The organism is Kangiella sp. TOML190 (assembly GCF_023706045.1).
Lineage (GTDB): Bacteria > Pseudomonadota > Gammaproteobacteria > Enterobacterales > Kangiellaceae > Kangiella.
Map to the genome: position 1 here is coordinate 2,085,358 of NZ_BQYL01000001.1, position 24,555 is coordinate 2,109,912.

Here is a 24,555-nt window from a genome sequence, read left to right on the forward strand (position 1 = left end):
AAATTGAACGATTAATTAATGGCGGCCTTAGCTGGCGCTGCCAAAGTAACTAATTCAGGGTTTGATTTGGCCTTAATAAAGTCACCTAAAATATTAGCTGTTTCAAACAGCAGCAGATCGCCCTCAAAGTCAATACGATCGTTATCCAACGGCTGATTTTCTTTATTTTCAGCGTAAGTTTCCAGCTCTTCAATGGTTTTGAAGGGTAACTTACCTTCTTCCTGGCGGCGTAGATTTGCTCTTTCTAACCGTTTTTCATCATTGGTTAAACGATCGGCCAGTCGCTGCTTATAATTCAAAGAAATACTCTTTTTATCTTTTTCAGCCTTAACTTCCTCAATATCTTTGACTAGCAAACTAAACTGTTTATCTTTAGCAAAGCGCATGGCATGAGCTTGTTGCAAGTAAGGAATAAAGCTTTCGATGCCTGCATTTTTATCAAATTTGGTGGTATCAATAGTGTCCCAAGCTAAAGCATTATCATAGGAAGCTTCACCGTGATCGTCGAGATCATAAAAACTGGGGAAACTAATGTCCGGTTTAACGCCACGTTTTTGAGTGCTATCACCTGTTACCCGATAAAACTTTTCAACCGTGAGTTTTAGCGCACCAAGGTTACCTTCAGGATTACGCATAAAACGACTCAGTTCACGAATGCCTTGCACAGTGCCCTTACCGAAAGTATTTTCGCCGATCACAATTCCACGACCATAATCTTGGATAGCTCCAGCAAAAATTTCCGAAGCGGAAGCACTGCCAGCATTCACTAAAACCGCAAGCGGGCCTTGGTAGAACGTCTTACCATCATTATCACGCAAAACACGAACGTTACCGTCATAATCTTTACCCTGAACTACAGGGCCTTTATCGATAAACAAGCCAGTCATATCCACCGCTTCCGATAAAGAACCACCGCCATTGTTGCGTAAATCTATAATCAAACCTTCAACGCCCTGTTTTTGCAACTTACCAATAAGGCGTTTAACATCATGCGTGGTGCTGGTTAGCTCTTTATTTTTATTGTCACGATTTGGCGATTCTGCATAAAAAGATGGTAGCTCAATAACGCCATATTTGATTTTTTTACCGTCTTGCTCAATTTCCAAAACATCGGATTTGGCAGCTTGATCTTCGAGTTTAATTTCTTCTCGAACGATTCGTACCACTTTGGATTTTCCATCACCAGCAGCAGTGTGGGGAATTACCTGAAGGCGAACTACACTCCCCGCCTCTCCACGTATCAAATCTACGACATCCCCATTGCGCCAGCCAATAACATCGACCATTTCGCCTTCGTCACCCTGTCCAACGCCAATGATTTTATCGTCCTTGTGAATTTGGCCGGACTTGTAAGCTGGACCTTTGTTCACAATACGTACAACTTTAGTAAATTCGTCTTCTTGCGTTAAAACTGCGCCAATCCCCTGCAATTTTAAGCTCATGTTAATGTTAAAATCTTCAAATTGACGCGGCGTATAGTAGGTAGTATGCGGATCAATCGAAGCATTAATGGCATTCATGAAGAAACCAAAAACATCTTCATCAGTAGTTTGTGACAAGCGTCTAACGCTGGTTTTATAGCGCCTTGTTAACTTCTCGGCAATTTTTTCTTCGCTTTGATCGGCTAATTTTAAGTTAAGCGCATCGTACTTAACTTTTTTGCGCCAATACTCATCAAGCTCTGCCCTATTTTCAAACCAAGGGCTTTCACGGCGATCGTATTGAAATTCTTCATCAGCAGTAAAATCAAAGGGTTGATTGGCAATTTTTAGCGCATACTCGTAACGTTCGCGATGGCGTTTTTCAAAAAGTTCAAAAAACTCATAAGCCAATTCAATTTGTCCAGTACGGATAGCATCATCAAACTTGCTTTCAAAAACCTTAAACTTCTCCACGTCCGATGCTAAAAAATAACTTCGGTTAGGATCAAACATTTTGACCAGTTGCTTAAAGGATTCACGAGATAAGGCATTATCAAAGTTTGGATGCTGATAGTGGCTTTGCATCAACAACCATGCCACCAACTGGCCTGTGTTCCTAAATTTTTTAGTAGGCTGTAACTCGGGGCCTGCAAGCTGCGGCAATTGATAGCCATCATCCTTGTTATCTAAAACGACCTTATTGGGATTGTCAGCCAACAGCAGCGCCGAGGAAAATAGTGCTAGAGATACGCTCGCTGCGCCCAAGGTTTTCGTTACCAGTTTTTTGTTAAAATTCATCCAATACTCTTACTCTGTGCAATTAAATTGAAAGGTCATAACATAAAGACGCATGACTAAGACTAAGGTTGCGTAAATTTAAGTAAATTACAAGCTTTAGAATGTGAAAAAGTGTGTATTTTTATCCATCCGAGCAAGCCGCACCTTTTTCTCGGCGCAATTTGCGGTGTAAAACCAGGCCATTGGCACCAGCTGCTTGCTCAGCATCTGCACGATTAGCATAAACGCTCTCAAAGAAATAGAGATCCTGCTCGGCATCGTAACTGGAAGCAGTATAGACCTGCTCTGGATCAACAACTTTCCCTATCACTGTCATCGAAAGGACTTCAGGTTCTCCATGTAAATTATTGTTATCTATAAAATATTGTGCTGACTCCTTGCAGTCAAAAACGGCAATATCCTGCTCGCCGCCCAACAAATGGGTTTCGATCACATAGACCTTCATGCAAACTCCTGCTGATTTTTACTTGGTTTTTCTTACCTTAGCTAATTTTATTAGAGCATAAAAAAGGAGCCGAAGCTCCTATTAAACCATTACCAATCTGAGTGCTAGCGTCGATAGTCTTTTGTCACCCAATACTAGATTGAAGAACTAATGACTAATCCCGGCTTAAACGAATGCTTGCAGACCTGTCTGCGAACGCCCTAGAATCAACGCATGAATGTCATGAGTTCCTTCGTAAGTATTAACCGCTTCAAGGTTCATGGCGTGGCGGATCACGTGAAATTCATCGGCAATACCATTGCCACCGTGCATATCGCGCGCCATGCGAGCAATATCCAGCGCCTTGCCACATGAATTGCGCTTGACCAAGGAAATCATTTCAGGCTTGAAGGCTTTATCATCAATCAAACGGCCGACTCTTAAAGCACCTTGCAGACCCAAAGTAATTTCAGTTTGCATATCCGCTAGCTTCTTTTGGAACAACTGCATAGATGCCAATGGCTTGTTAAACTGCTTGCGCTCAAGACCATATTGACGCGCTGCATGCCAACAGAATTCAGCAGCGCCCAGAGCGCCCCAAGAAATACCGTAACGCGCCACATTTAAGCAGCCAAATGGGCCTTTTAAGCCTTTTATTTCAGGGAACTTATTCTCTGCAGGCACAAACACCTCATCCATCACGATTTCGCCGGTAATCGAGGCTCTTAGGGAAAACTTACCTTCGATTTTGGGAGCAGATAAACCTTCCATTCCTTTTTCAAGTACAAAACCCCGAATATCACCCTCGTCGTCTTTTGCCCATACCACGAACACATCAGCGATTGGCGAGTTGGTGATCCACATTTTATTGCCCGTTAGGATATAACCACCATCGACTTTCTTAGCGCGGGTTTTCATGCTAGCGGGATCCGAGCCCGAATCCGGTTCAGTTAAACCAAAACAACCAACCCATTCGCCGGTAGCGAGTTTTGGTAAATACTTTTCTTTTTGTGCATCGGTACCATAAGCATTAATTGGGTGCATCACCAAGCTTGATTGAACCGATAAGGCTGAACGATAGCCAGAATCCACCCGCTCCACTTCTCGCGCTACCAAGCCATAGGCGACATAAGAGGCGCCAGCACAACCATAGCCATTAATGGTTGAGCCTAATAGCCCAAGCTCACCCAACTCAGTCATAATCTCTCGGTCAAAGTTTTCATGACGGTTAGCTTCCAATACGCGAGGCATCAACTTTTCTTGACAATAATCACGCGCTGCATCGCGGATCATGCGCTCTTCTTCGGTTAGTTGCTCGTCTAATAGTAGGATGTCATCCCAGTGTTCTAATAATGCTTTTGACATGATGTTTTGTGTTTGCTGTGGGCTTAAATTCTGTGCACGAAATATACGCAAAATTGCCCTTTTAAACCAGTGCTTATCGACTGGTCTGATTAGTTGTGGTGGCTAATAAAACCCGTGGCCATAATGCAATTGCCAAAGTTGACAATAAGATTGGATCAATATTAGTCTGTGTGTAACAGTGGAAGTGGCAGTATCTTAAGCATTTTAATCTTAAGCATCTTAGTTTCATCCGTTCTAGTTCCGCTTCCAGCTTCTAATTCTGATTGCATTAACTCACGAGGGAACGCTACATGAATCGACTTGAAAATAAAATTGCTTTGGTAACTGGTGGTAATTCTGGCATTGGCCAAGCGATCGCCATAGAAATGGCCAAAGAAGGCGCTACGGTGGTGGTGAGCGATCTCGCCAACTCCGATACCCAAGAGACTATGGCGCAAGTCCATCAGTATTCACCCGACTCAATCTTTTTGCCAATTGATGTATCCGACGAACAAAACGTTATAGCGGGTATCGAAGAGCTGGTAGCAAAATTTGGACGCTTGGACATAGCGGTCAATAATGCAGGGGTTGATGCGCCTTCAGCGCAGATCCACGAAATTGAAACCAAAGACTGGAATCGAGTGATCGGTATTAATCTCAATGGCCAATTTTATTGCACCAAGCATCAATTAAAACAATTTCTCAAACAAGGTGGCGGAACTATTGTGGCAGTAGCTTCACTAGCAGGTTTGCTAACTATCCCAGGACAGCTCGCTTATGTTTGTTCTAAACACGGAACCTTAGGACTGGTTAAAACCGTTGCCGCAGAATATGGCCAGCAAAATATCCGCGCCAATGCCATTTGCCCCTACTATATCGCCACCAACATGACCGCCGGCGCCGATGATGAGGTGCGCAAACTATGGCTTGAGGATACTCCAATGCATCGTTTGGGCGAACTTAAAGAAGTGGCTCAAGCAGCGGTGTTTTATGCATCGGATGAGTCCGGTTACTGTAACGGTAATGCACTGGTTCTCGACGGTGGTAAGCACATTAAATAAGCATACACTCAAAGCATAAGCTCAAAATTTCACTAGAAATGATGAGCTTATGCCTTTAATTAGCGAGATTTATTACTTTTTAGCAGGAAGCGCAAAGGCAACGATATAATCGCCCCAATCTTTGGGGTTGTAGCGTGCGCCACCAGCAGTGGTCACGATATACTGACGTCCATCTTCACCAATGTAGGTCATGGGCGTCGACTGACCGCCAGTAGGCAAGCGACCTTCCCACAAGAGATCACCTTTGGTAACGTCATAAGCGCGCAAGTAATAATCTTGAGTGCCGCTATGGAACGCTAGCCCGCCCTTGGTGGTGATAACTCCGCCTAGTGCTGGCATACCAATGTAGAATGGTAAGCCTAATTGAGCACCTAAACCTGGGTAGGTCATATCCTCAGCTGTGCCTGCCGGATGTTGCCATACCAGCTCACCACTGACTAGATCCACTGCTGATACTGTACCCCAAGGTGGCTCTAAACAAGGGATCCCCAACGGCGACATAAAGTTAGTGATGTGGTGTGCGTAAGGCAGTCCAAACTGCGGCGAGAGCTCGCCGTGAGCATCACCCTGAAAGTTCGGATGGTCTTTCGTAAATTGCTCGCGCGGAATTAGGTAAGTCACCACTGGCATGCGCATATCAGCAACCACCATCAAATTGTTGGCTTGATCAATACTGGTGCTACCCCAGTTCATGCCACCATTATTACCGGGATAAATGATCGACTTTTCAATGGATTGGGTAGTAAAGTCGCCATCGTAACGATAGGACTTGAATAAAATACGGCAGAGCATTTGATCGATTGGCGTGCCGCCCCACATTCGCTTTTCGCTTAAATCTTCGCCACCAACAGCATGCATCTCAGTCGAAAAAGGCTGAGTTTCAGCATAGTATTCACCTTCGACCGTGCCATCGCTGGCAGGAATTTTTTTCTGCTCTACCGCCTTGATGGGCTCGCCGGTTTCGCGATTTAAAACAAAAATTTGTCCGCGCTTAGTGGTTTGCACCAGAGCGGGGATCTGCCCACCCTTACCATCAGGAATTTCAGCTAAAGCAGGTTGTGACGGTAGATCAAAATCCCAAACGTCGTGATTAACGGTATTAAAATGCCATACTTCTTTACCATTATTAAGATTTAAAGCGACCACGGATGAATTGTAGCCATCATCAAAATCACGCCTTTTGCCACCATAATAATCTGGGGTCGCATTACCCAAAGGCAAATAGATCATATTCCGCTCTAAATCGAATGCCATCCCGCTCCACACATTGGGCGTTCCGCGAGTATAGGTTTCACCCGCTGGTGGTAAATTATCAATAGCCGGATTGCCAAGATCCCACGCCCATAACTGCTGGCCAGTTCGAGCATCAAAAGCGCGAACTGCGCCTGAGGGTTCCCCCACCATCACATTATCAGCAATCCAAGAGCCAATAACGATTTTGTCGCCTGCAACAAAAGGCCCTGTTGTCGGCACCCAAAAACCATCTTTGACCTCGCCCATACCGACGGTTAAATCAATTTTCCCGTTATTACCGAAAGTTGGACACAAGCTGCCATCAGAAGTCTTTAGCGCATACATAGAGGCATCAATAGACGATAGGATAATGCGCGGGCCACAAGAATCACCAGGCCCCGGATCAAAATAACCTAAAGTTCGGCAGCGTTTCCAAAAAGGCGAATCAGCCTTAGGATCAAATTGCCATAAAATTTCGCCGGTGGTGCCATTCAAAGCGGTCACTTGCGAGCCAGAGCCGCATTGAAAAAGCTTTCCATCTACATAAAGCGGCGTATTTTGATCTTGCAAGTGCTTAGACTGATCAGCAATAAAACCAGTTCGAGCAATCCAAGCCACTTCTAAATCTTTAACGTTCTCACGATTGATTTGATCAAAAGTCGCATAACGCGCACCCTCGCCGGTCTTACCCCATGAATACCATTCCTGACCTGAGGCTTGAGTGGTTTTAGAAGCTTGCCCCGCGGTTAACTGGATAGGGTTTTGCACGACATCGTGCGGTGAAAACATGCCAAGGAAAAACAAGGCAAAAAGACCAGCTAATACGGCTCCGCAACCATAAAACAGACCCGCACGCGGATGTTTTTCACCCGAAGGCTGCATCAAAGGCACCATCGCAATCGCCCAAGCGGCCATCGCGACAAACGATAAGAGCCTTGGAACCAAGGGCCAGAAGCTAAAGCCCACCTCATACAGCGCCCATAGTGCCGAGCCTATACAGACCGCTAAACACAACCAAACTCCCTTGAGCTGATTTTTAAACAGCCAGATTGCCGATAGGGTCAAAGCAATACCCGCAATGCAATAATACCAAGAGCCGCCCAATATCAGTAAATAAACGCCGCCAACTGCCATTGGCAAGCCAAAAATTAAAATAATAACCGCAAGGATTTTAACTAAAATATGCGCTGATGCCGCTTGCTGTTCCGAAGATTCCATAAACTGATTCCTTTTCAATTAATGACCATTAACTAGCTACTAATCCACAATGCAATATATCAAAGGGTTAGATCAAACTTATCTAATAGTAGCCCAGTCATTTTGTGACATGGCTCACTTAAATATTCAGTTAGTAGAAATATCACAATCACTAGCATAGGGCATTTTATCGCTAGGCCGATTGCGAGTTTACAACAAACCGATGCTAGTAAATCTTATCGAAATAAACGTTGAAAGTTATCAGCGGTGATATCGCAAATTTCTTGAAAGCTTGTATAGTGTAAATCCGCTACAAACTGCCCTACTTCTTTGACATAAGCGGGTTGATTGGATTTGCCACGATACGGCACTGGCGCAAGGTATGGCGAGTCGGTTTCAATCAGCAGTCTATCAAGTGGTACTTTACGGCAAACTTCTCGCAACTCAGAGGCATTTTTAAAGGTAACGATACCTGAAAAAGAAATATAAAAACCTAAATCTAAAGCGGCTTTTGCCATTTCCCAACTTTCGGTAAAACAGTGTAAAACACCACCGCATTGATTGGCTTGTTCTTCACGCAAAATATCCAAAGTGTCTTGTCGCGCATCACGGGTATGCACAATAAGTGGCTTGCCAGCTTGTCTGGCGGCTTGAATATGTTTACGAAAACTCTCTTGCTGTAGCTTATGATTTTCAGCTTCTTTATTATAAAAATAGTCTAAACCGGTTTCACCAATCGCGACCACTTTCGGATGTTTTGCTTGCTCAATCAAACTGTCGATACAGGTATCTTTTACCGCTTCATACAACGGATGAACTCCAACCGAGCAGACGATATCACGATGTGCCTTTGCAATTGCTAGTACCTTAGGAAATTCTTCCAGCGTAATTGCTACGCACAACATTTTTTTAACGCCGCGCGAACGAGCGAAATCTAAGGCTTGATTTAAATCGTTATCGTATCCGCTTAAATCAAGGCGATCTAAGTGGCAATGGGAATCTATCAGCATGGAGTGTCAGAATTTAAGTTAGCTGGTTGGATTGTAAAGTAAAGGCTTGTCAGATAAAAGCAGGCAAAGAGATTTAGCTCTTACTTTAGCTCGCTTGGTGCAAGGAGTCTGTTACATGGTGTGGGTTGCTTTTTCCGACTCAAGACGACCCACTAAAATGTTTTCGATTTTAGAACGTGTTTTGCCTTGATCTTGTGGGCTAAACTGAACGCCAATACCTGCTTTACGGTTTGCTTGGGCATTTTTAGGAGTAACCCAAGCCACCTTACCGGCAATCGGCAATTTTTCGGGATCATCGAGCAGCGCCAATAGCATAAAAACTTCATCACCAAGATTATAATCTTTGGTGGTTTGAATAAAAATTCCGCCATTTTCAACGAATGGCATATAGGCCGCGTAAAGATCATCCTTATCTTCAACGGTAATGGTCAAAATACCTGGGCCTGTGCGTTCAATTTTCATTAAAATTCCTTGCTAGTTACTTCTTTAGGAAAACATTAGAAGACTAATAGTTTTAGGCTATGCGCTGATATTTTTGCGGTAATTGGCTACAAAAAATTAGCAATGCTTGCCAAGATGAGCTTAGATTAACTGGACTTTTCTTCATTATCAAGCTTCTAAGCTCAACAATTTTCTCGTTAAGTTGCATTAAACCTTGATTATTAAGGCTTTTTACAATAGTTTCGATCGCTTGCTTTTGTCCCTGCAGGGCTATCAAATCCGCGTTGTCGGTTTCCGCCAGCAATAGACAATCGCGCATCATCAATTGTAACCACAAACAGCAATCTGCAATATCCGGCAGCCACTTCGTAGCTAACGTCAGCGCCGTCTGCTGGCCTTCAAGCAAAAAAGCCATATCAAAAATAAATTCACCACATTTAAAGGCATCACCATCATTGGCAAAGCTCTCGGCTTTATAAGGTGCTTGCGGAAACAAATTAAGCGCCAAGGTTAAATCGTCGGTTATAAACCCATTACGCTGGGTGACCCATTCGAGAATGGCTTTTGGTTCCTCGATGCTCAAGGCTTGTAATTGGCTACGACTACGAATGGTCGCGGGTACTTGCTGCAGTTGTTCGGTTTGGAGCAGTAATAAGGTTTTTGGCTGCGGCTCTTCTAAAGTTTTCAATAAGGCGTTATACGAATTCTGGTTTAGCGCTGCGACTTGGGCAACGTTTGCCACCTTCCAACCGCTTTGGTGCGCAGACTCGTGTAAAGCACCAATTAACTGACGCACCTGATCCACCGCTATTTGCGTTTTATCTTCTTCAATCGCAAGTAAGTGATAATCCGGATGGGTTTCAGCCTCGAATAAATGACAAGATTTACAATCACCACAAGCATGCTCTAACTGCTGGCGGTTTTGACACAAAACCCAGCGCGAAAATTCGTCGGCAAAGGTCTCTCGGCCTATCCCATCAGCACCGAGTAATAACACCGCATGGTGCATATTGCCGGAGCGAAACTGAGCTTGCAGCGTATTAAAAGCTGGCTGATTCCAAAAATCCAGTTGCGACTCTCTGGCAGCGGCTAATGGCAGATCCTCATCTCCAAATAAACTCATGAGTCTGCTTCCAATGCTGCGTAAAAACCTTCAAGCACTTTAGCAATTTGCTGCTGAACTTGCTCAATGGTGCCGCTGGCGTCGACCACTTTCATACGTTCTGGTTCGGCCTCAGCAATAGCCAAATAGCCTGCACGGACCCGCTTGAAGAATTCAATCTGCTCAGATTCAAAACGATCTTTTTCGCCGCGCTCTTCAGCCCTGGCCAATCCCACCTCGATAGGCAAATCAAGCATAATGGTTAGATCCGGTTTAAAGCCTTGTAACGACCAGTTTTCGAGTAATTGAAGACGCTCAAAGCCGAGTTCTCGACCCGCCCCTTGGTAGGCGAAACTGGCATCAGTAAAACGATCGGAAAGTACCCATTTGCCAGCCTCTAAAGCAGGCATGATGGTTTGCGAAAGGTGCTGACAACGCGCAGCAAACATCAGCAATAACTCGGTTCGGCTATCTACAGTTTCATCACGCTTAGCCAATAACAACTCGCGAATTTCTTCGGCTAGAGGGGTTCCACCAGGTTCGCGAGTATCAACCATCTCGATCCCTTTTTGTTTTAGCCAGTCGCGAATAAAAGCGATATTGGTGGATTTCCCCACCCCTTCGGTGCCTTCAATGGTGATAAAAATTCCGCACTTATTCATCTTTATCGCTTTAATTGGTACTTGCGAACGGCGCGATTATGCTCGGCCAAGGTTTCGCTAAAATAATGGCTGCCATCGCCTTTTGCCACAAAATACAGCGCTTTGCCATCCGCTGGATGCAGCGCAGCATGGATCGCTTCGCGTCCAACCATAGCAATAGGACTTGGTGGCAAACCAGCATGAACGTAAGTATTCCACGGATGGGGATTGGTAATATCCTTGCGACGAATATTGCCATCGTAATTAATATCAGGATCGGCCACTAGCCCATAAATGATGGTGGGGTCGGTTTGTAAGAGCATTCTTTTTTGCATCCGACGGACAAAAACCCCTGCAATCAAAGGTCTTTCTGCCGGTACAGCCGTTTCTTTTTCGATAATCGAAGCCATGATCAAAGCTTCATAAGGATCTTTATAAGGCAAATTGTCGGCACGATTTTGCCATTCTTCTTCTAGTACTTTGGCTAACTGTTGGTTGGCTCTTTGATAAATATCCTGATCCGAATCACCTTTATTAAATTGGTAGGTATCGGCAAAAAACAAACCCTCAAGGTGTTCATCGGCTTTTAAACCCAAAACTGTTTTTAGCGCTTGACGATCCTTAAGTTTGTGCTGCAAACGCGGATCCGATTGGATGTTTTTGAATAATTCAAAAATATTGGAGCCTTCAATAATCGAAACCTGATAGCTGATAACCTTTCCTTCCACCAACAGTTTGAGTATCTCCGAAGGCGTCATATCTGCCGAAACTTGGTATTCGCCAGCTTTAATTGAGCGCAATTCTGGCTGCATTTTTAGCAGCAGTTGGTAGTAATAAAAATTATCGACTAGGCCTTCTTGTTGCCACTTTTTTCCCAATTTATAAGCAGAAGTGCCCTTTTCAACCGTGAGCGGCGAGCTAACGCCCAACGGTTCTTGCAAGAATTTTTGGTAGTTTTGCCATTGGAACCACGCCATTGCCGCTAAAGCAAGCAGCAGCAATAGGATAAATATCGAAATCTTCTTTTTCATTAATGTAAATAGTTTAAATATTAGTGTCTTATAGAAACTTCATTATATTGTGCTTGAAGTTTATTCAGTTCTGGAAATGGCATAAATTTCTTATTTTCATCAGCCATTTGTATTTGAGTAACCGGAATAATACCGACTATTGCATTGGAAACCAAACAATATTGGGCGCTTTTTAAAATCTCTAGACCAAACTTCGATTCTGCGAAATCCTCTTGGGTTTCTAGTAGCCAACGGCGTACGGTGCCATTAACTCCCGCTTTATTGACTTTAGGGGTTAGCCAGCGATTGTTGCGATAGAAGTAGACATTCGTTTTAGTACCAGAAACTATAAATTGCTTATTAAACATCAAGCCATCGAAGCAGTTTTCCGCAATTTCGTCACTAGCCAAAACCTGATCCAAGCGATTAAGGTGTTTAACTCCCGCCAAAGCCTTGTTTTGGCTGATTGGAGTTTGGCAAAGGGACAACGAAACGCCTTTGTCCAGATTTTTGATCGATTGGTTATTTAGCGGCGACCAGTTCATATAAAACTGATACTCAGGATTTTTTGGGATCGAATAACCGCGCTCGCCTTTGCCATTAGCGCCTCGACCGATGGTTAGCCGCAAAACACCATCGCTTTCTGGCTGTTGCTGAATAAAGCTAAGCAGATCTTGGTAAATCTGGTTGGCATCAAGCGAGTAAAACTTAAGCCGCTTGGCAGAAAAGCTCAAGCGCTCTAGGTGCAATGGCCAACGATGAATTTTATTGTCCACTACGCGAATGGTGGTAAAAAAACCATCGCCGTAAAGTAAAGCTCTGTCCATTGTGATGATTACAATTTAGTTTGCTAGATAGTAGCAATAAAAAAGGCAAGTTTATACTTGCCTTTAAATGGATTCATCGCGGGCACTTTCTATGCCCGCCCGTCTTTGCAGGAATAACGGTTAGTCAGAGTATATGGCAAGCAACTAAACCTTGCTAAACACCAAAGAGCCGTTGGTGCCACCAAAACCAAAAGAATTACAGATGGTATTGGTGATCGAGGTTTGACGCGCTGTGTGCGGCACATAGTCTAAATCACAGCCTTCGCCGGGATTGTCCAAGTTCACCGTCGGTGGCGCGACTTGATCGACAATCGCTAAAACGCTAAAAATCGCTTCCACTGCGCCAGCGGCACCTAATAAGTGCCCTGTCATGGACTTAGTAGAGCTGACCATAACCGACTTAGCATAATCGCCAAAAATGGTTTTAACCGCATTGGTTTCAGCAATATCACCCGCCGGCGTAGAAGTACCGTGGGCATTAATGTATTGGATCTCTGCAGGATTCATCCCAGCATCGTTGAGCGCATTTTGCATGGCGCTGGCCGCTCCTTCGCCATTAGCTGGCGGCGAAGTAATGTGGAAAGCATCCGCAGACATACCAAAACCGGTAACTTCGGCGTAAATCTTAGCGCCGCGAGCTTTGGCATGCTCGTATTCTTCGAGCATCATCACCCCGGCACCATCGCCCATCACAAAACCATCGCGATCTTTATCCCAAGGGCGCGAAGCCGCGTGCGGATCATCGTTGCGAGTAGAAAGCGCCTTAGCCGAGCTGAAGCCGCCGATTGACACTGGCGTGGAGCCTTTTTCAGCGCCGCCTGCTAGCATGGCATCGGCATCGCCATAGGTAATCATACGCGCCGCATGGCCAATCGCATGCACGCCAGTGGTACAAGCGGTCACAATAGAGATATTCGGCCCTTTAAGGCCATATTTGATAGATAAATGGCCAGAAATCATGTTTATGATCGAGCCAGGGATAAAAAATGGTGAAATTCGACGAGGGCCTGATTTTTCATTGATCAGAGTATTTTTCTCAATAGTTTCAAGGCCGCCTATTCCAGCACCAACGCAAGCTCCGACTCTATTAGCGTTAGCCTCTGTGACTTCCAAACCTGAATCTTGGAAAGCTTGAACGCCGGCGACTATGCCGTATTGGATAAATTTATCCATCTTACGTGCATCTTTTGGCTCCAAGGCCGGAGTGGGATCAAAATCCTTAACCGCGCAAACAAAGCGCGTGCTAAAAGCGCTAGCATCGAAATCTTCAATTGGCCCTGCGCCACTTTTTGACGCTAAAATCCCATCCCAAGAATCCTTAATGTTGTTACCTAACGGGCTCAACATGCCCAAACCCGTTACAACTACTCTACGCTTACCCAAGGAACTACCCTCTTCAATTGATGATTAACCAAAATAGCTTAAAACAAATGTTTTAGTCGCCCATAAAACAAATGGGCAAAACGCTTACACGTTTTACCCATTTTAGCACTTAATTATTTCAGACGAGTGAAATTAAGCGTCAACGTTTGCCTTGATGTAATCAATGGCTGATTGAACCGTGTTGATTTTCTCTGCTTCCTCATCAGGAATTTCAGTATCAAACTCTTCTTCTAGAGCCATAACCAACTCAACGGTATCTAGTGAATCAGCACCTAAATCGTCAACAAAAGAAGCTTCAGCAGTCACTTCATCTTCTTTAACACCCAGTTGCTCAACCACGATGTTTTTAACGCGTTCTTCGATATTACTCATCTGTATAAAATCCTCGTTATATAACGCAAATTAGCTTATTGCGTGCGTATTTTAATTGTACCGCACAAAGTTGCAAGTCCGAATTCACTTTTTGCTAAATGGTCAGACCTCGAACAAATTACTACATTGGGGCAAAAATTACTAATTAAAGTGCCAGCTTTCATGGAAAGTTCATATTTTATAGTTTTAACGTTTTGTCGATTTAAGGCTATTAGAAATATCTAACAAATGATTCTTAAATGCTAGTTCAAGCTTAGTCATCTGCACAACTAACCATTCGACCATTTCCAGCCAATTATCTTTATTATGGCCTTCTATCAGCTTAGAAAATTGCACTCGACTCGATTTCTTATCGTCTAACCGTAACCACTCTAATGGTTGTCCAAAAGCATTTTCAATTTCTTCCTTTCTAGTGAGTAAACTATCGAAAATGAATTTATTTTGACTTGTGTCACTTCTAGCAAACCATAACTCAACTCTGATTTCTTTGGTGCCAAAAATCATAGCGTAAGGACAGCCACTTAAACCTGAACCAGCGTTTTGCCAGTGGTCTCTAGAAGGACTTATATTATCGTACAAACGACAGGAGCTGTCTTTCATAGCTTCAATAGCCAGAGCCCAAAACTCTTGTCTAATTTTATGGCGGCTTTTAAGCTCTTTTACAGCCTTTTTCTCATCGGCTTCTTTAGCAGAAATTCCTATCATCAACTCTTTTGCTTCGGGTGGCGGTATAATTTGCTCAACATTAAGCAGCAGCTCTTCATCGAAACTATACGGGGTTACTTTAAAACACTGCAGGTGTATGCCATGAGCTAACAACCATAATGCTGTACTAGTTACTTCCTTCCTAAAATTAGCCGCCACCAGCATAATTCTCTGGTCATTACCGCTATTTACGACCACCTCATTTAGATCCAGAACCTCAAAAAATTCACAAAGCCTATCTGCAGCGCTGGCCTCTCTGTCAAAGGTGCGCAAGTAACTTTGATAGATCTCGATGATTTGATTTTTATTTAGATTGGAACAGTAGGAAGTATACTTTAAAGCTTGCCAAACCACATCTCGACCAGAATCATTAAGCTTGTTTTCGATAATTACTAAATTGCCATCTTTATCTAAAGCCAGAAGATCCAGTCTTTCGCGAGTATCATCAAAACCATCAAACTCTTTCTGAATAATTAATAACTCCTCTCCAAGCGCCCTTGGTTCCTTCTCAAGCCACTCTTGGAGATGATTTCGCTCACTAAACCCTAGCTCAGCAAAAGATTTTTTAGTGATGGAAGTAATTTTGTTCAATTCTTGATCTATTTTATACATAAAAATCCTTTTTCATTAATCGTTAGCGTTCAGCGAAATTGTTAAACACATCATTTTAATGGCTAGATTTTTTTTGAGCTGGCGTGGCTTGCTGATTAAATTTTTAATGAGTGGGTATCAAACCCATGATTTATAAAATTTAATCAGCGTAACAAAGCCAACAACGAAAATAATCGCTTTAAATCATGTGCATACCGCCATTGACGTTGATAGTCTCTCCGGTGATGTATCCTGCATCATCACTCGCTAAGAAGTTAACCGCACCGGCAATATCCTCTGGCGAACCTAAACGTACCATCGGCACTTGATCGAGCATCACTTTGCGCTGTTCATCACTTAAGGCTTTGGTCATATCGGTATCGATAAAGCCCGGGGCTACCACATTAACGGTTACGCCACGCGAGCCGATTTCTTTTGCTAAGGATTTTGAGAAACCAATAAGACCAGCTTTGGCGGCACAATAATTGGATTGGCCTGGATTACCCATAGTACCGACAACAGAGCCGATGGTGACGATTCGGCCCCATTTGGCTTTCATCATGCCGCGCAAGCAAGCTTTAGACAGTCTGAATACGGAGGTTAGGTTGGTATTCATAATATCGTTCCACTCCTCGTCTTTCATACGCATCAAAAGGTTATCGCGAGTAATACCGGCGTTGTTAACCAAGATCTGCGGCGCACCGCCAGCGTCTTCTTTAATCTGCTTTAGAACACTATCAATACTTTCCGCATCGGTTACGTTCAGGCAAAGTCCTTTACCTGCTAGGCCTGCCGCCTTAAAGTTCTCGCTAATTTTCTCCGCGCCCGCTTCTGAAGTGGCGGTGCCGAAAACGGTGGCACCGGATTGGGCTAAACGGTGGGCAATGGCTTGTCCGATACCGCGGCTAGCGCCTGTAACTAGGGCAATTTTTTGTGACTCACTCATAATATTCTCTAGGTTGTTATTTCGTATTTAATTGTTGGCAAGATTACCAAAGAATAGGCGCTATCGCTATTAACTATTGGTCTGATTAGTTGTGAGCTAATATCGCTTACTTTTTTGTAAGCCATAAAAAAAGCAGACCTAAGCCTGCTTTTTTTATTTAGAGTCGCTTTTAATAAGACCAAGTAAAGTTTATCCCAAACATTCGTGGCTCACCGCGCTGCGATACCGGAGAGTCCAGAACTTCCGCTTGGCCACCAATAAAGTAAAGGTACTCCTCATCAAACACATTGTTAGCGAAGACGCCAATGGTTAAGTCGCCCTCGGAGTTTGTCCAGCTAACCTTTACGTTAGAAATATCATAACCGTCAATAATTCGACTAGCATCTAAACCTGAATTGTGCGCTCTTTCTGAGACATGATGGTAGTCCATGTAGAAGCGCCACTCGTCTCCATTAGCCGTTGGAATATAGTAATCCACAAAAATATTGTATTTATCTTCTGGCATCCCCGATAGCGGTTCACCCGTTAGATCGTTAGCATTGGTATCGCCCGGGAAAAATGCATAGCGGGTATACTCAGTTTTCAAATGACTATAGTTACCAGCAATATTGAGATTGTCAGTTACTCTCCAATGAAACTCAAACTCATAACCATCGCCTTCAGCATCGGCGTTACGGATGTTATAAGTTGGTATTGCTCCTTGCGGGCCGGATAAACGGAAAATCTGCAAGTTATCCGTGTCATAATCAAAGGCCGACAAGCTCATGGTAAAGCGCCCATCAGCAAACGAGCCTTTATAGCCCGCTTCATAGCTGGTTACTTCTTCTGGATCAAAAGCTGGATCTAGCCCTAATGAATTAAAACCACCGGATTTAAAGCCTTCTGAGCCGCTGATATAAAACATGTGATCACGGTTCGGTTTATAACTAAAGACTACCCGTGGCGAGAAATCGCTCCAGTGATCTTTTTGTTGTACCGCTGGCGAAAACTGATCAAAGAACACTAAACCAAAGGGCACATTATCAACCCCAAAGAATGGCAAAATAATTTCATTTTGATATTCGCTGAAAATCGTGAAGTCTTTATCGTCGTAAGTAAAGCGACCACCGACGGTCACGTCAAAATACTCATTAAAGGAATAAGCCATGTCCCCATAAATGGCAAAGCTTTCGGTAACCGAATTAACATCCGTAATTTCGGTCCAAGGACGATTTAAATTCGCACCGACGATCACGCTGACCACTTGATCCACAGGGATCCCTAAACCAGCAGATAAGGCCGCCAATTCATTGGGTAAGTTCTGTTGCAAGAAACCGCCCCAACCTGTGCCTAGCGGAGTTTGTAATACTTGCCCCGCGGACAAACCAGCAGAGGTTAAGAAAAAGGTATCCAGCGTGTTAGTAGTAACATTAACTACTGAGGCTTGGCTAACGTCTTCTTTAAAGTAAGTAAAACCAGTGGTCCATTGCAAAGGGCCTTCGCCAGTTGAGGTTATACGAAATTCTTGGCTGATTTGATCTTGATCTTCATCGTTATCCGAATCGAAGTACCAACGAGGTTGCGCCGTTCCGTCTTCTTCTTGGAAGTTGTGCGAGCTGTACTTTCGATAAGCTGAAATAGAGGTAAACTCAAAATTGTCAAATTGAGTTGTTATGGTCAATGAGCCGCCCATCAATTCGCGACGTTCATTGGAATCAAAATCCGTGTCGTAAGAACCAAACGGATCGGCCGGACTGATCGCGGGGTTTAAACTCAAGGCTTGACGCGCATCTTGATCGAGATTGTCATAATCAAAAATAAACAAGGCTTCGGTATCGTCACTAACATCTGCTAAAAACTTCAAATTAGCGCCATAGCTGTCTTGTTCATACAGATCTGAGCCACCATTTAAATTGTTCAACCAACCATCGCGATTATTGGTGACCAAGCTTCCACGAAAATATAAATCTTCTTTTAATTTGCTATTGTAAGTCGTTTCAAGTCGCACTTTATTGTATCGACCCAATGTTAACCGAGTTTTCCCTTCCGAATGTTCGGTCGGTTTTTTGGTAATAAGATGTATAGCGCCGGCAGCAGCGTTACGTCCAAACAAGGTACCTTGCGGGCCACGTAAAACTTCTACTCGCTCAACGTCGTTAAAATTAAAGTGTGATGCAGCGCCACGACCAACATAAACACCATCCACATAAACCGCTACGGCTGGATCGGAGCCAACACCAAAATCGGAAGTGGTGATACCACGAATGGTGTAATTGGGTTGGGTCGCTTGAATATTGTTACCTTCGACCCCTGGTGCAAAACGTAATATGTCATTAACGTCCTCAGAGCCGGTATCCACAATCATTTGTTCGTTAACAGCAGAAATAGATAGCGGAACATCTTGAATGCGCTGAACCCGCTTTTGCGCGGTTACCTTAATAACGTTTTCATCACTGGTATCATCGTCATTGGCATCATCCGCTGCATAGCTTACCCCACTGAAAGCTAGCGCCATGGCAACGGCTAATTTCTTAATATGAAACTTTTGGCTTGTCATCTTTACCCCCGGTTTTGCTTTTATTGCTATGGTTGTTTTCAAATTTATTGTCTAGCCTTTTGGCCATTTATTTGAGCAGTATCACATATCCGACCTGTATATTACTAAAAAATATTAATTGTTCCTAATTCGGTTATTGCTTTTTTATTAATTTGGCACTATCGTACCATTTATTGTTTGTTTGTTTGTTTGTTTGTTTGTTTGTTTGTTTGTTTGTTTGTTTGTTTGTTTGTTTGTGAAGTTTTTACTGCGAGTAAGTTATAGATGAAAAACCTAGCGGCTGTGACGAGCTTATTACTGCTTGTAGCCTGTTCTGACGATAAACCAGTGCTCTCGGAAAGCGACAAGGCGTTTCAAAAAACTTTGATGACCCAGCTTATTTCTGCCAAGAGCGGCGATATCATTGAATTGCCCGCAGGTAACTATTCTTTCAATCGTAGCTTAAGCCTTAACGTTGATGGCGTTACCATTCGCGGTCAAGGTCAGGATAAATCGATTTTATCTTTTAAAGCTCAGATTCAAGGCGCCGAAGGGCTGATAGTCAATGCCGATAACATTACCTTAGAAAACTTTGCGATCGAAGATGCGGTTGGCGATGCATTGAAGGTGAATGAATCGGAGAACTTGATCATTCGCGGCATTCGCACCGAATGGACCAATGGGCCAGATGTAGATAATGGCGCTTATGGGATCTACCCAGTGCAATCAAAGAATGTCCTTATCGAAAACAGCATCGCCATTGGAGCTTCCGACGCTGGAATTTATGTAGGCCAATCGGAAAACATTGTGGTTCGCAACAACATCGCCAGACACAATGTCGCAGGTATAGAAATTGAAAACTCTTACAAGGCCGATGTGTATAACAACTTAGCCGAAGAAAATACCGGTGGCATCTTAGTATTTAACATGGCCGAGCTTGAAATCCGCGGCCATCATAGCCGAGTTTTTAACAATAAAGTTTATAATAATAATACTGACAATTTTGCTGCCAAAGGCGTTCCCGTCTCTGTTGTACCGGCGGGTACTGGCATTATGGTGTTGGCTAATGATGAAGTTGAAATCTTCGATAATGAGCTGAAAAACAATAATACTGCGCATATCACCATCGCTAGCTATTTTTCTGCGGAATGGCCATTTGATGAGGCAAAATTCGATCCCTATCCGCAAAAGATTTCGATCCACGACAATCAATTTATTGGTGGCGGTGAAAGCCCCGATCATTTTGACTTGAAAGCCTTAAAAGTTGCTAAATTCGGCCTAAATGGTGCTTTGCCCAACATCATTTGGGACGGTGCTTACGACACAAAGAAATTTACTAATAAACATGCTGGTGCTAAAGCCACTTTGTGTATCTATAGTTCCAAAGCAACCTTTGCTAACGTGGATCTACCTAATGATTTGCAGGATTTTTCCACCGATAGAACGGCCCATGACTGCCAAGATTATCAATTAGAAGCGGTGGTATTGCCGGAACATTTTAATTCTTGATGAAAAACCGATTTTTCAGTTACTACCCCTTAGTCGCAACTTTGTTCTTAGTAACGGGTTGCGACTATTCTTTTCAATCCAAACCTTTTCAACCTGAAGGTTTAAAGCTAGAGCAAAAACCAAAAGCTGAACTAACAAGTTTCAATGCTACACAGATCCCGCAAAAGCTCTCCGAATGGAGTTTGTTATACCTCACTCAAGGCCAACTCAAGCTGCATAGCGACGCCGTGCCTTACCATTTAAATACTCCTTTATTTAGTGATTATGCGCACAAGTTCCGCTCACTATGGATCCCAGAACAGAGCAAAATAAAAGTCTTAGTTAATGGCGATCTAGAGTTTCCTATTGGTTCGGTTTTAAGCAAAACTTTTTATTATCCGCGTAAAGATTTTAATAAACAAAAGCTGATAGCATTACAAAACGATACGGCCCACAGCCAAGGCCGAAGCATCGATTTGGCACAAAACCAGCTCATAGAAACACGCCTACTCATCAAACAACTGGATGGCTGGCAAGCCCTGCCCTACGTTTGGAATAAACAGCAAACCGAGGCGATATTAGAAATTACTGGTAGTAGCCAATTGATAAGTTTGAATGGCGAACAAACACAAGAATTTACCTACATGGTACCGGATGCTAATCAATGTAAAGGTTGTCATGTGACTAACCATACTAGCGGCGAGTTAAAACCTATAGGGCCCAAAATTCGGCATCTGGATCTGGCTTACGAATACCGCCCTGATTTTAGCCAAAACCAGTTAATTTATTGGCAACAGCAAGGTTTGATTGACATGCTGCCGCTGAGTAATAACGTCTCGAGTTTTGATTGGCGAAACCGTAATGCTAACCTTGCTGAAGCGGCGCGATCGTACCTGGATATTAATTGTGCCCATTGCCATAACCCAGATGGCCCAGCGGATACTTCGGCTCTGTATCTGAATAAACAAAATCTAACTAAAGCACACCTAGGCATTTGCAAAACCCCTGTTGCCGCAGGCAAAGGTACAGGCAACCGTGCTTATGACATTACTCCTGGCAAAGCTGATCAATCAATTATGGTGTTTAGGATGGAATCGAATGATCCGAGTATTGCAATGCCTGAGCTTGGACGCTCGGTGATTCATGAAGAAGGTGTCGAGCTGATTAAACAGTGGATCAATCAAATGGACGGCGCTTGCACTATCCCTGCGGCATAAAAAGCACTAACTCAGTCCCGATAAAAGCTTATCAACTACAACAGTAACTTGTTTTTTATCCACTTGCGGCGTTTTATTTTGCCGCGTCAAAATGGCCTTGTCTTCTAGATATTGAATCGAAGCAATAACCATCAAAGCATGCTCTTTTGGTTTGCGGACACCAAGTAGATTTAGAATTTGAGCGATATTTTGTTCAAAGTATTCGCGGATCTGATTAACTTTATGAGCTAAGCTGGGTTCTATTGTTGCGTACTGTAAAAACGAACGTTCAATAATGCGAGACTCAACCTCAGAAACTTGTTGTTGAATGTATTGAATGAGTATCTGCTTGATTTGCTCAACCAGCTGTTGCTTGTTAAGTTTTTTACTCCCTTCATCCACAACTAAGCCAATAATCTCAGCAAAAGCTTGTTGCTGCTGATTCAAGTTTTGCTGCATAAAATACACAAAACTGTCCACAATCAACTGATCTATGTCAGAAAAATAATAGGTAGTAGCAGACAAGGGAACCTGCGCTAATTCGGCAACTGCGCGATGTCGAACACCGCGCACGCCTTCTTTTCGAATAAGCTCAAGGGCAGCCTGCAATAGATCATTGCGCCTTTGAATTGAGCTCGCCCTTTTAGGCACTCGCCCACGGTATTCTAAAATATCTTGTTGCATGAGAAGTTGCCTAACACTCCAAGCCGAGAATAATTACATCCTAGGCAAAATTATCCAATTTAGATAACTGATTAGAGCTTAAACTACGATCAATACGTTTGGCCAAACCCGATAAGACGTTACCTGGGCCACACTCATATAAAGTCTCAACGTCTTGTGCGGCTAAATGCTGCACTGTTTCCGTCCAACGGACTGGCGAGAATAGTTGACGAACCAACGCTGCTTTGATTGCTTGCGGCGAGGTTTCGCTGACTACATCAACATTGTTAATCACAGGAACTTTAGGTTCCGAAAATTCGGTGGAATCTAACATAACCGCCAACTTCTCTGCCGCTGGTTTCATTAAAGCACAATGTGAAGGAACACTTACCGGCAATGGCAAAGCGCGTTTTGCGCCAGCTTCTTTACAAGCTTCCATAGCGCGTTCAACTGCCGCGGCTGAACCAGCAATTACCACCTGGCCAGGTGAATTATAATTAACGGCTTCAACCACTTCATCTTGTGCAGTTTCTGCGCAAGCTTGGCGAATTTTATCATCATCCAAACCAATAATAGCAGCCATTTTACCTGTGCCTGCTGGAACTGCTTGTTGCATAAATTGCCCGCGCGCCTCTACCAGTTTCACCGCATCTGCGAGTGACAAAACTTCGGCTGCTACCAAAGCGCTGTACTCACCTAGACTATGTCCTGCTAGAAAGTCTGGCATCGGTTTACCCTGCTGATCCCATAAACGCCAAAGCGCAATCGAAGCGGTCAATAAAGCAGGTTGGGTAAATTCGGTTTGACTTAACTTGCCCTCTTCATCTTTTTGTACCAGCGCCCACAAGTCATAGCCCAGTGCTTCACTGGCCTTGGCAAAAGTGTTTTCAATGATCGGATGTTCAGCGGCAATGTCAGCTAACATACCGACCGACTGCGAACCTTGGCCTGGAAAAATAAATGCTGTTTTACTCATAGTTTCTATTCTTGTTTGTTAATTTAGCGATTGTCGCGCTATTTTTTTAAATAGCCCGCAATGATGGATTTAAAGTTTGTAATCTCTTTAAAATTTCTAGGCTAAGACTTTAGGCGGCAAAAGTGTTTTTAATAGCGCTGTTTAGTTATTCTAAATGAGCAAAATTCAAAACACTTTTAACAAACTAAAGTCGGCGAATAGGAATTTTAATTAATATCTAATTAAAGCGGAACCCCAAGTAAAACCACCGCCAAACGATTCAAGTAGGCACAAATCGCCACGCTTCACCCGACCATCCTTAATCGCTTGATCCCAAGCTAACGGAATAGAGGCGCTAGAAGTATTACCATGCTGATCCACCGCGACGATAACTTTTTCCATACCTGCGCCCAGTTTTTTTGCGGTAGCTTGGATGATTCGAATGTTGGCTTGATGCGGAATCAGCCAATCAATATCAGATTTCTCAAGATTATTCGCCTCTAGGGTTTCATCCACAATCGCGCTTAGCGTTTTCACTGCCACTTTAAAAACTTCGTTACCACGCATAACAATTTGCGGTTCTGGATAATCACCCAATTGACCACGAATGGCGTTATTACCGAATAAAAGTTCGCCATAAGATCCATCGGAGTGAATATGGGTAGAAAGGATCCCAGGTTCGTCACTGGCGCTAACTACAGCAGCGCCGGCGCCATCGCCAAAAATCACGCAGGTTGATCGGTCTTCCCAATTCATCAAGCGTGATAAAATTTCAGTACCAACCACCAAAATATTTTTAGCGAAACCCGTTTTAATGTATTGATCTGCGATGCTTAAGCCGAAAATAAAACCTGGACAAGCGGCGGTTACATCAAAAGCTGGCGCTCCATTAGCACCAATTTTATCGCCAATATAGCAAGCTGTGCCAGGAAACATTTTATCGGGCGTGGCAGTACCAACAATGATCATATCGATATCCGAACCTGCCAGCCCTGCATCGGCTAAAGCTCGCTGCGCAGCGATAATACCTAAGTCGGAAGCGTTTTGATCGTCCGCCGCAATGTGGCGCTTTTTAATACCGGTACGCTCAGTGATCCATTCATCAGACGTATCAACAATTTTTTCTAAATCTTCGTTGGTAAGAACTTTTTCCGGTAGATAGCTACCTAAACCTAATATTTTCGAGTGTTTCACATGGATACCTAATCGTTTCTTTATTGGCAAAAGTCACT

The 24,555-nt window shown here is 43.6% G+C and carries 21 protein-coding genes; 3 read left to right on the plus strand and 18 right to left on the minus strand.

Going from position 1 to position 24,555, the window contains the following annotated elements; genetic code table 11:
• Nucleotides 1-11 precede the first annotated feature (11 nt).
• The 3 genes from NFS34_RS09930 to NFS34_RS09940 form a co-directional block, all read right to left on the minus strand.
• Entirely contained in the window at nt 12-2,219 is a 2,208-nt protein-coding gene (locus NFS34_RS09930; protein ID WP_251359886.1) for a carboxy terminal-processing peptidase, read from the minus strand.
• Nucleotides 2,220-2,340: 121 nt separating this feature from the next.
• Nucleotides 2,341-2,664, minus strand: a complete 324-nt coding sequence (locus NFS34_RS09935) for a hypothetical protein (RefSeq protein WP_251359887.1) — start codon at nt 2,662-2,664, stop codon at nt 2,341-2,343.
• 165 nt (nt 2,665-2,829) lie between these two features.
• Nucleotides 2,830-4,008: an acyl-CoA dehydrogenase gene (locus NFS34_RS09940; RefSeq protein WP_251359888.1), complete on the minus strand. Its 1,179-nt coding sequence runs from the start codon at nt 4,006-4,008 to the stop codon at nt 2,830-2,832.
• Between the two features lie 290 nt (nt 4,009-4,298).
• Between NFS34_RS09940 and NFS34_RS09945 the strand changes: the two genes are divergently transcribed.
• A complete protein-coding gene (locus NFS34_RS09945) occupies nt 4,299-5,048 on the plus strand; it encodes an SDR family NAD(P)-dependent oxidoreductase (RefSeq protein ID WP_251359889.1) in 750 nt (249 codons plus the stop codon).
• Between the two features lie 72 nt (nt 5,049-5,120).
• Here the strand turns inward: NFS34_RS09945 and NFS34_RS09950 are convergent, their stop codons facing one another.
• From NFS34_RS09950 to NFS34_RS10005, 12 genes are all read right to left on the minus strand, one after another.
• Nucleotides 5,121-7,499: a membrane-bound PQQ-dependent dehydrogenase, glucose/quinate/shikimate family gene (locus tag NFS34_RS09950; protein WP_251359890.1), complete on the minus strand. Its 2,379-nt coding sequence runs from the start codon at nt 7,497-7,499 to the stop codon at nt 5,121-5,123.
• A gap of 215 nt (nt 7,500-7,714) precedes the next feature.
• On the minus strand, nt 7,715-8,488 hold the full coding sequence (locus tag NFS34_RS09955) for a TatD family hydrolase (protein WP_251359891.1): 774 nt from the start codon (nt 8,486-8,488) through the stop codon (nt 7,715-7,717).
• A 111-nt stretch (nt 8,489-8,599) separates the two neighbouring features.
• The gene (locus NFS34_RS09960; RefSeq protein WP_251359892.1) at nt 8,600-8,950 is read right to left on the minus strand and encodes a PilZ domain-containing protein; all 351 of its coding nucleotides are present in this window, start codon (nt 8,948-8,950) and stop codon (nt 8,600-8,602) included.
• Between the two features lie 52 nt (nt 8,951-9,002).
• Nucleotides 9,003-10,052, minus strand: coding sequence for a DNA polymerase III subunit delta' (locus tag NFS34_RS09965; protein WP_251359893.1), 1,050 nt, complete (start codon nt 10,050-10,052; stop codon nt 9,003-9,005).
• A complete protein-coding gene (tmk, locus tag NFS34_RS09970) occupies nt 10,049-10,693 on the minus strand; it encodes a dTMP kinase (protein WP_251359894.1) in 645 nt (214 codons plus the stop codon). The genes NFS34_RS09965 and tmk overlap by 4 nt, the downstream gene beginning before the upstream one ends.
• Before the next feature lie 2 nt (nt 10,694-10,695).
• Nucleotides 10,696-11,703: an endolytic transglycosylase MltG gene (mltG, locus tag NFS34_RS09975; protein ID WP_251359895.1), complete on the minus strand. Its 1,008-nt coding sequence runs from the start codon at nt 11,701-11,703 to the stop codon at nt 10,696-10,698.
• Between the two features lie 20 nt (nt 11,704-11,723).
• Complete coding sequence (pabC, locus tag NFS34_RS09980) at nt 11,724-12,509, minus strand: aminodeoxychorismate lyase (RefSeq protein WP_251359896.1); 786 nt, start codon at nt 12,507-12,509, stop codon at nt 11,724-11,726.
• Nucleotides 12,510-12,653: 144 nt separating this feature from the next.
• Nucleotides 12,654-13,892, minus strand: coding sequence for a beta-ketoacyl-ACP synthase II (fabF, locus tag NFS34_RS09985; protein WP_251359897.1), 1,239 nt, complete (start codon nt 13,890-13,892; stop codon nt 12,654-12,656).
• A 132-nt stretch (nt 13,893-14,024) separates the two neighbouring features.
• Nucleotides 14,025-14,264, minus strand: a complete 240-nt coding sequence (gene acpP, locus NFS34_RS09990; protein WP_251359898.1) for an acyl carrier protein — start codon at nt 14,262-14,264, stop codon at nt 14,025-14,027.
• 186 nt (nt 14,265-14,450) lie between these two features.
• Nucleotides 14,451-15,581, minus strand: a complete 1,131-nt coding sequence (locus tag NFS34_RS09995; protein ID WP_251359899.1) for a DUF4268 domain-containing protein — start codon at nt 15,579-15,581, stop codon at nt 14,451-14,453.
• A gap of 178 nt (nt 15,582-15,759) precedes the next feature.
• On the minus strand, nt 15,760-16,506 hold the full coding sequence (gene fabG, locus NFS34_RS10000) for a 3-oxoacyl-ACP reductase FabG (RefSeq protein ID WP_251359900.1): 747 nt from the start codon (nt 16,504-16,506) through the stop codon (nt 15,760-15,762).
• A gap of 169 nt (nt 16,507-16,675) precedes the next feature.
• Nucleotides 16,676-19,042: a TonB-dependent receptor gene (locus NFS34_RS10005; protein WP_251359901.1), complete on the minus strand. Its 2,367-nt coding sequence runs from the start codon at nt 19,040-19,042 to the stop codon at nt 16,676-16,678.
• Nucleotides 19,043-19,306: 264 nt separating this feature from the next.
• On the opposite strand from NFS34_RS10005, the gene NFS34_RS10010 reads away from it, so the two are divergent.
• Together NFS34_RS10010 and NFS34_RS10015 are read left to right on the plus strand one after the other, a co-directional pair.
• Nucleotides 19,307-20,530, plus strand: coding sequence for a parallel beta-helix domain-containing protein (locus NFS34_RS10010; RefSeq protein ID WP_251359902.1), 1,224 nt, complete (start codon nt 19,307-19,309; stop codon nt 20,528-20,530).
• Entirely contained in the window at nt 20,530-21,726 is a 1,197-nt protein-coding gene (locus NFS34_RS10015) for an SO2930 family diheme c-type cytochrome (protein ID WP_251359903.1), read from the plus strand. The genes NFS34_RS10010 and NFS34_RS10015 overlap by 1 nt, the downstream gene beginning before the upstream one ends.
• 6 nt (nt 21,727-21,732) lie before the next feature.
• Here NFS34_RS10015 and NFS34_RS10020 read toward each other — a convergent pair whose 3' ends face one another.
• The 3 genes from NFS34_RS10020 to NFS34_RS10030 all read right to left on the minus strand — a co-directional run bounded on the left by NFS34_RS10020 (nt 21,733) and on the right by NFS34_RS10030 (nt 24,517).
• Complete coding sequence (locus NFS34_RS10020; RefSeq protein WP_251359904.1) at nt 21,733-22,389, minus strand: TetR/AcrR family transcriptional regulator; 657 nt, start codon at nt 22,387-22,389, stop codon at nt 21,733-21,735.
• Nucleotides 22,390-22,429: 40 nt separating this feature from the next.
• Complete coding sequence (fabD, locus tag NFS34_RS10025; protein WP_251359905.1) at nt 22,430-23,344, minus strand: ACP S-malonyltransferase; 915 nt, start codon at nt 23,342-23,344, stop codon at nt 22,430-22,432.
• A gap of 210 nt (nt 23,345-23,554) precedes the next feature.
• Nucleotides 23,555-24,517 (minus strand): beta-ketoacyl-ACP synthase III, encoded by a 963-nt coding sequence (locus tag NFS34_RS10030; RefSeq protein WP_251359906.1) that lies wholly within the window; start codon nt 24,515-24,517, stop codon nt 23,555-23,557.
• Nucleotides 24,518-24,555: the final 38 nt, after the last annotated feature.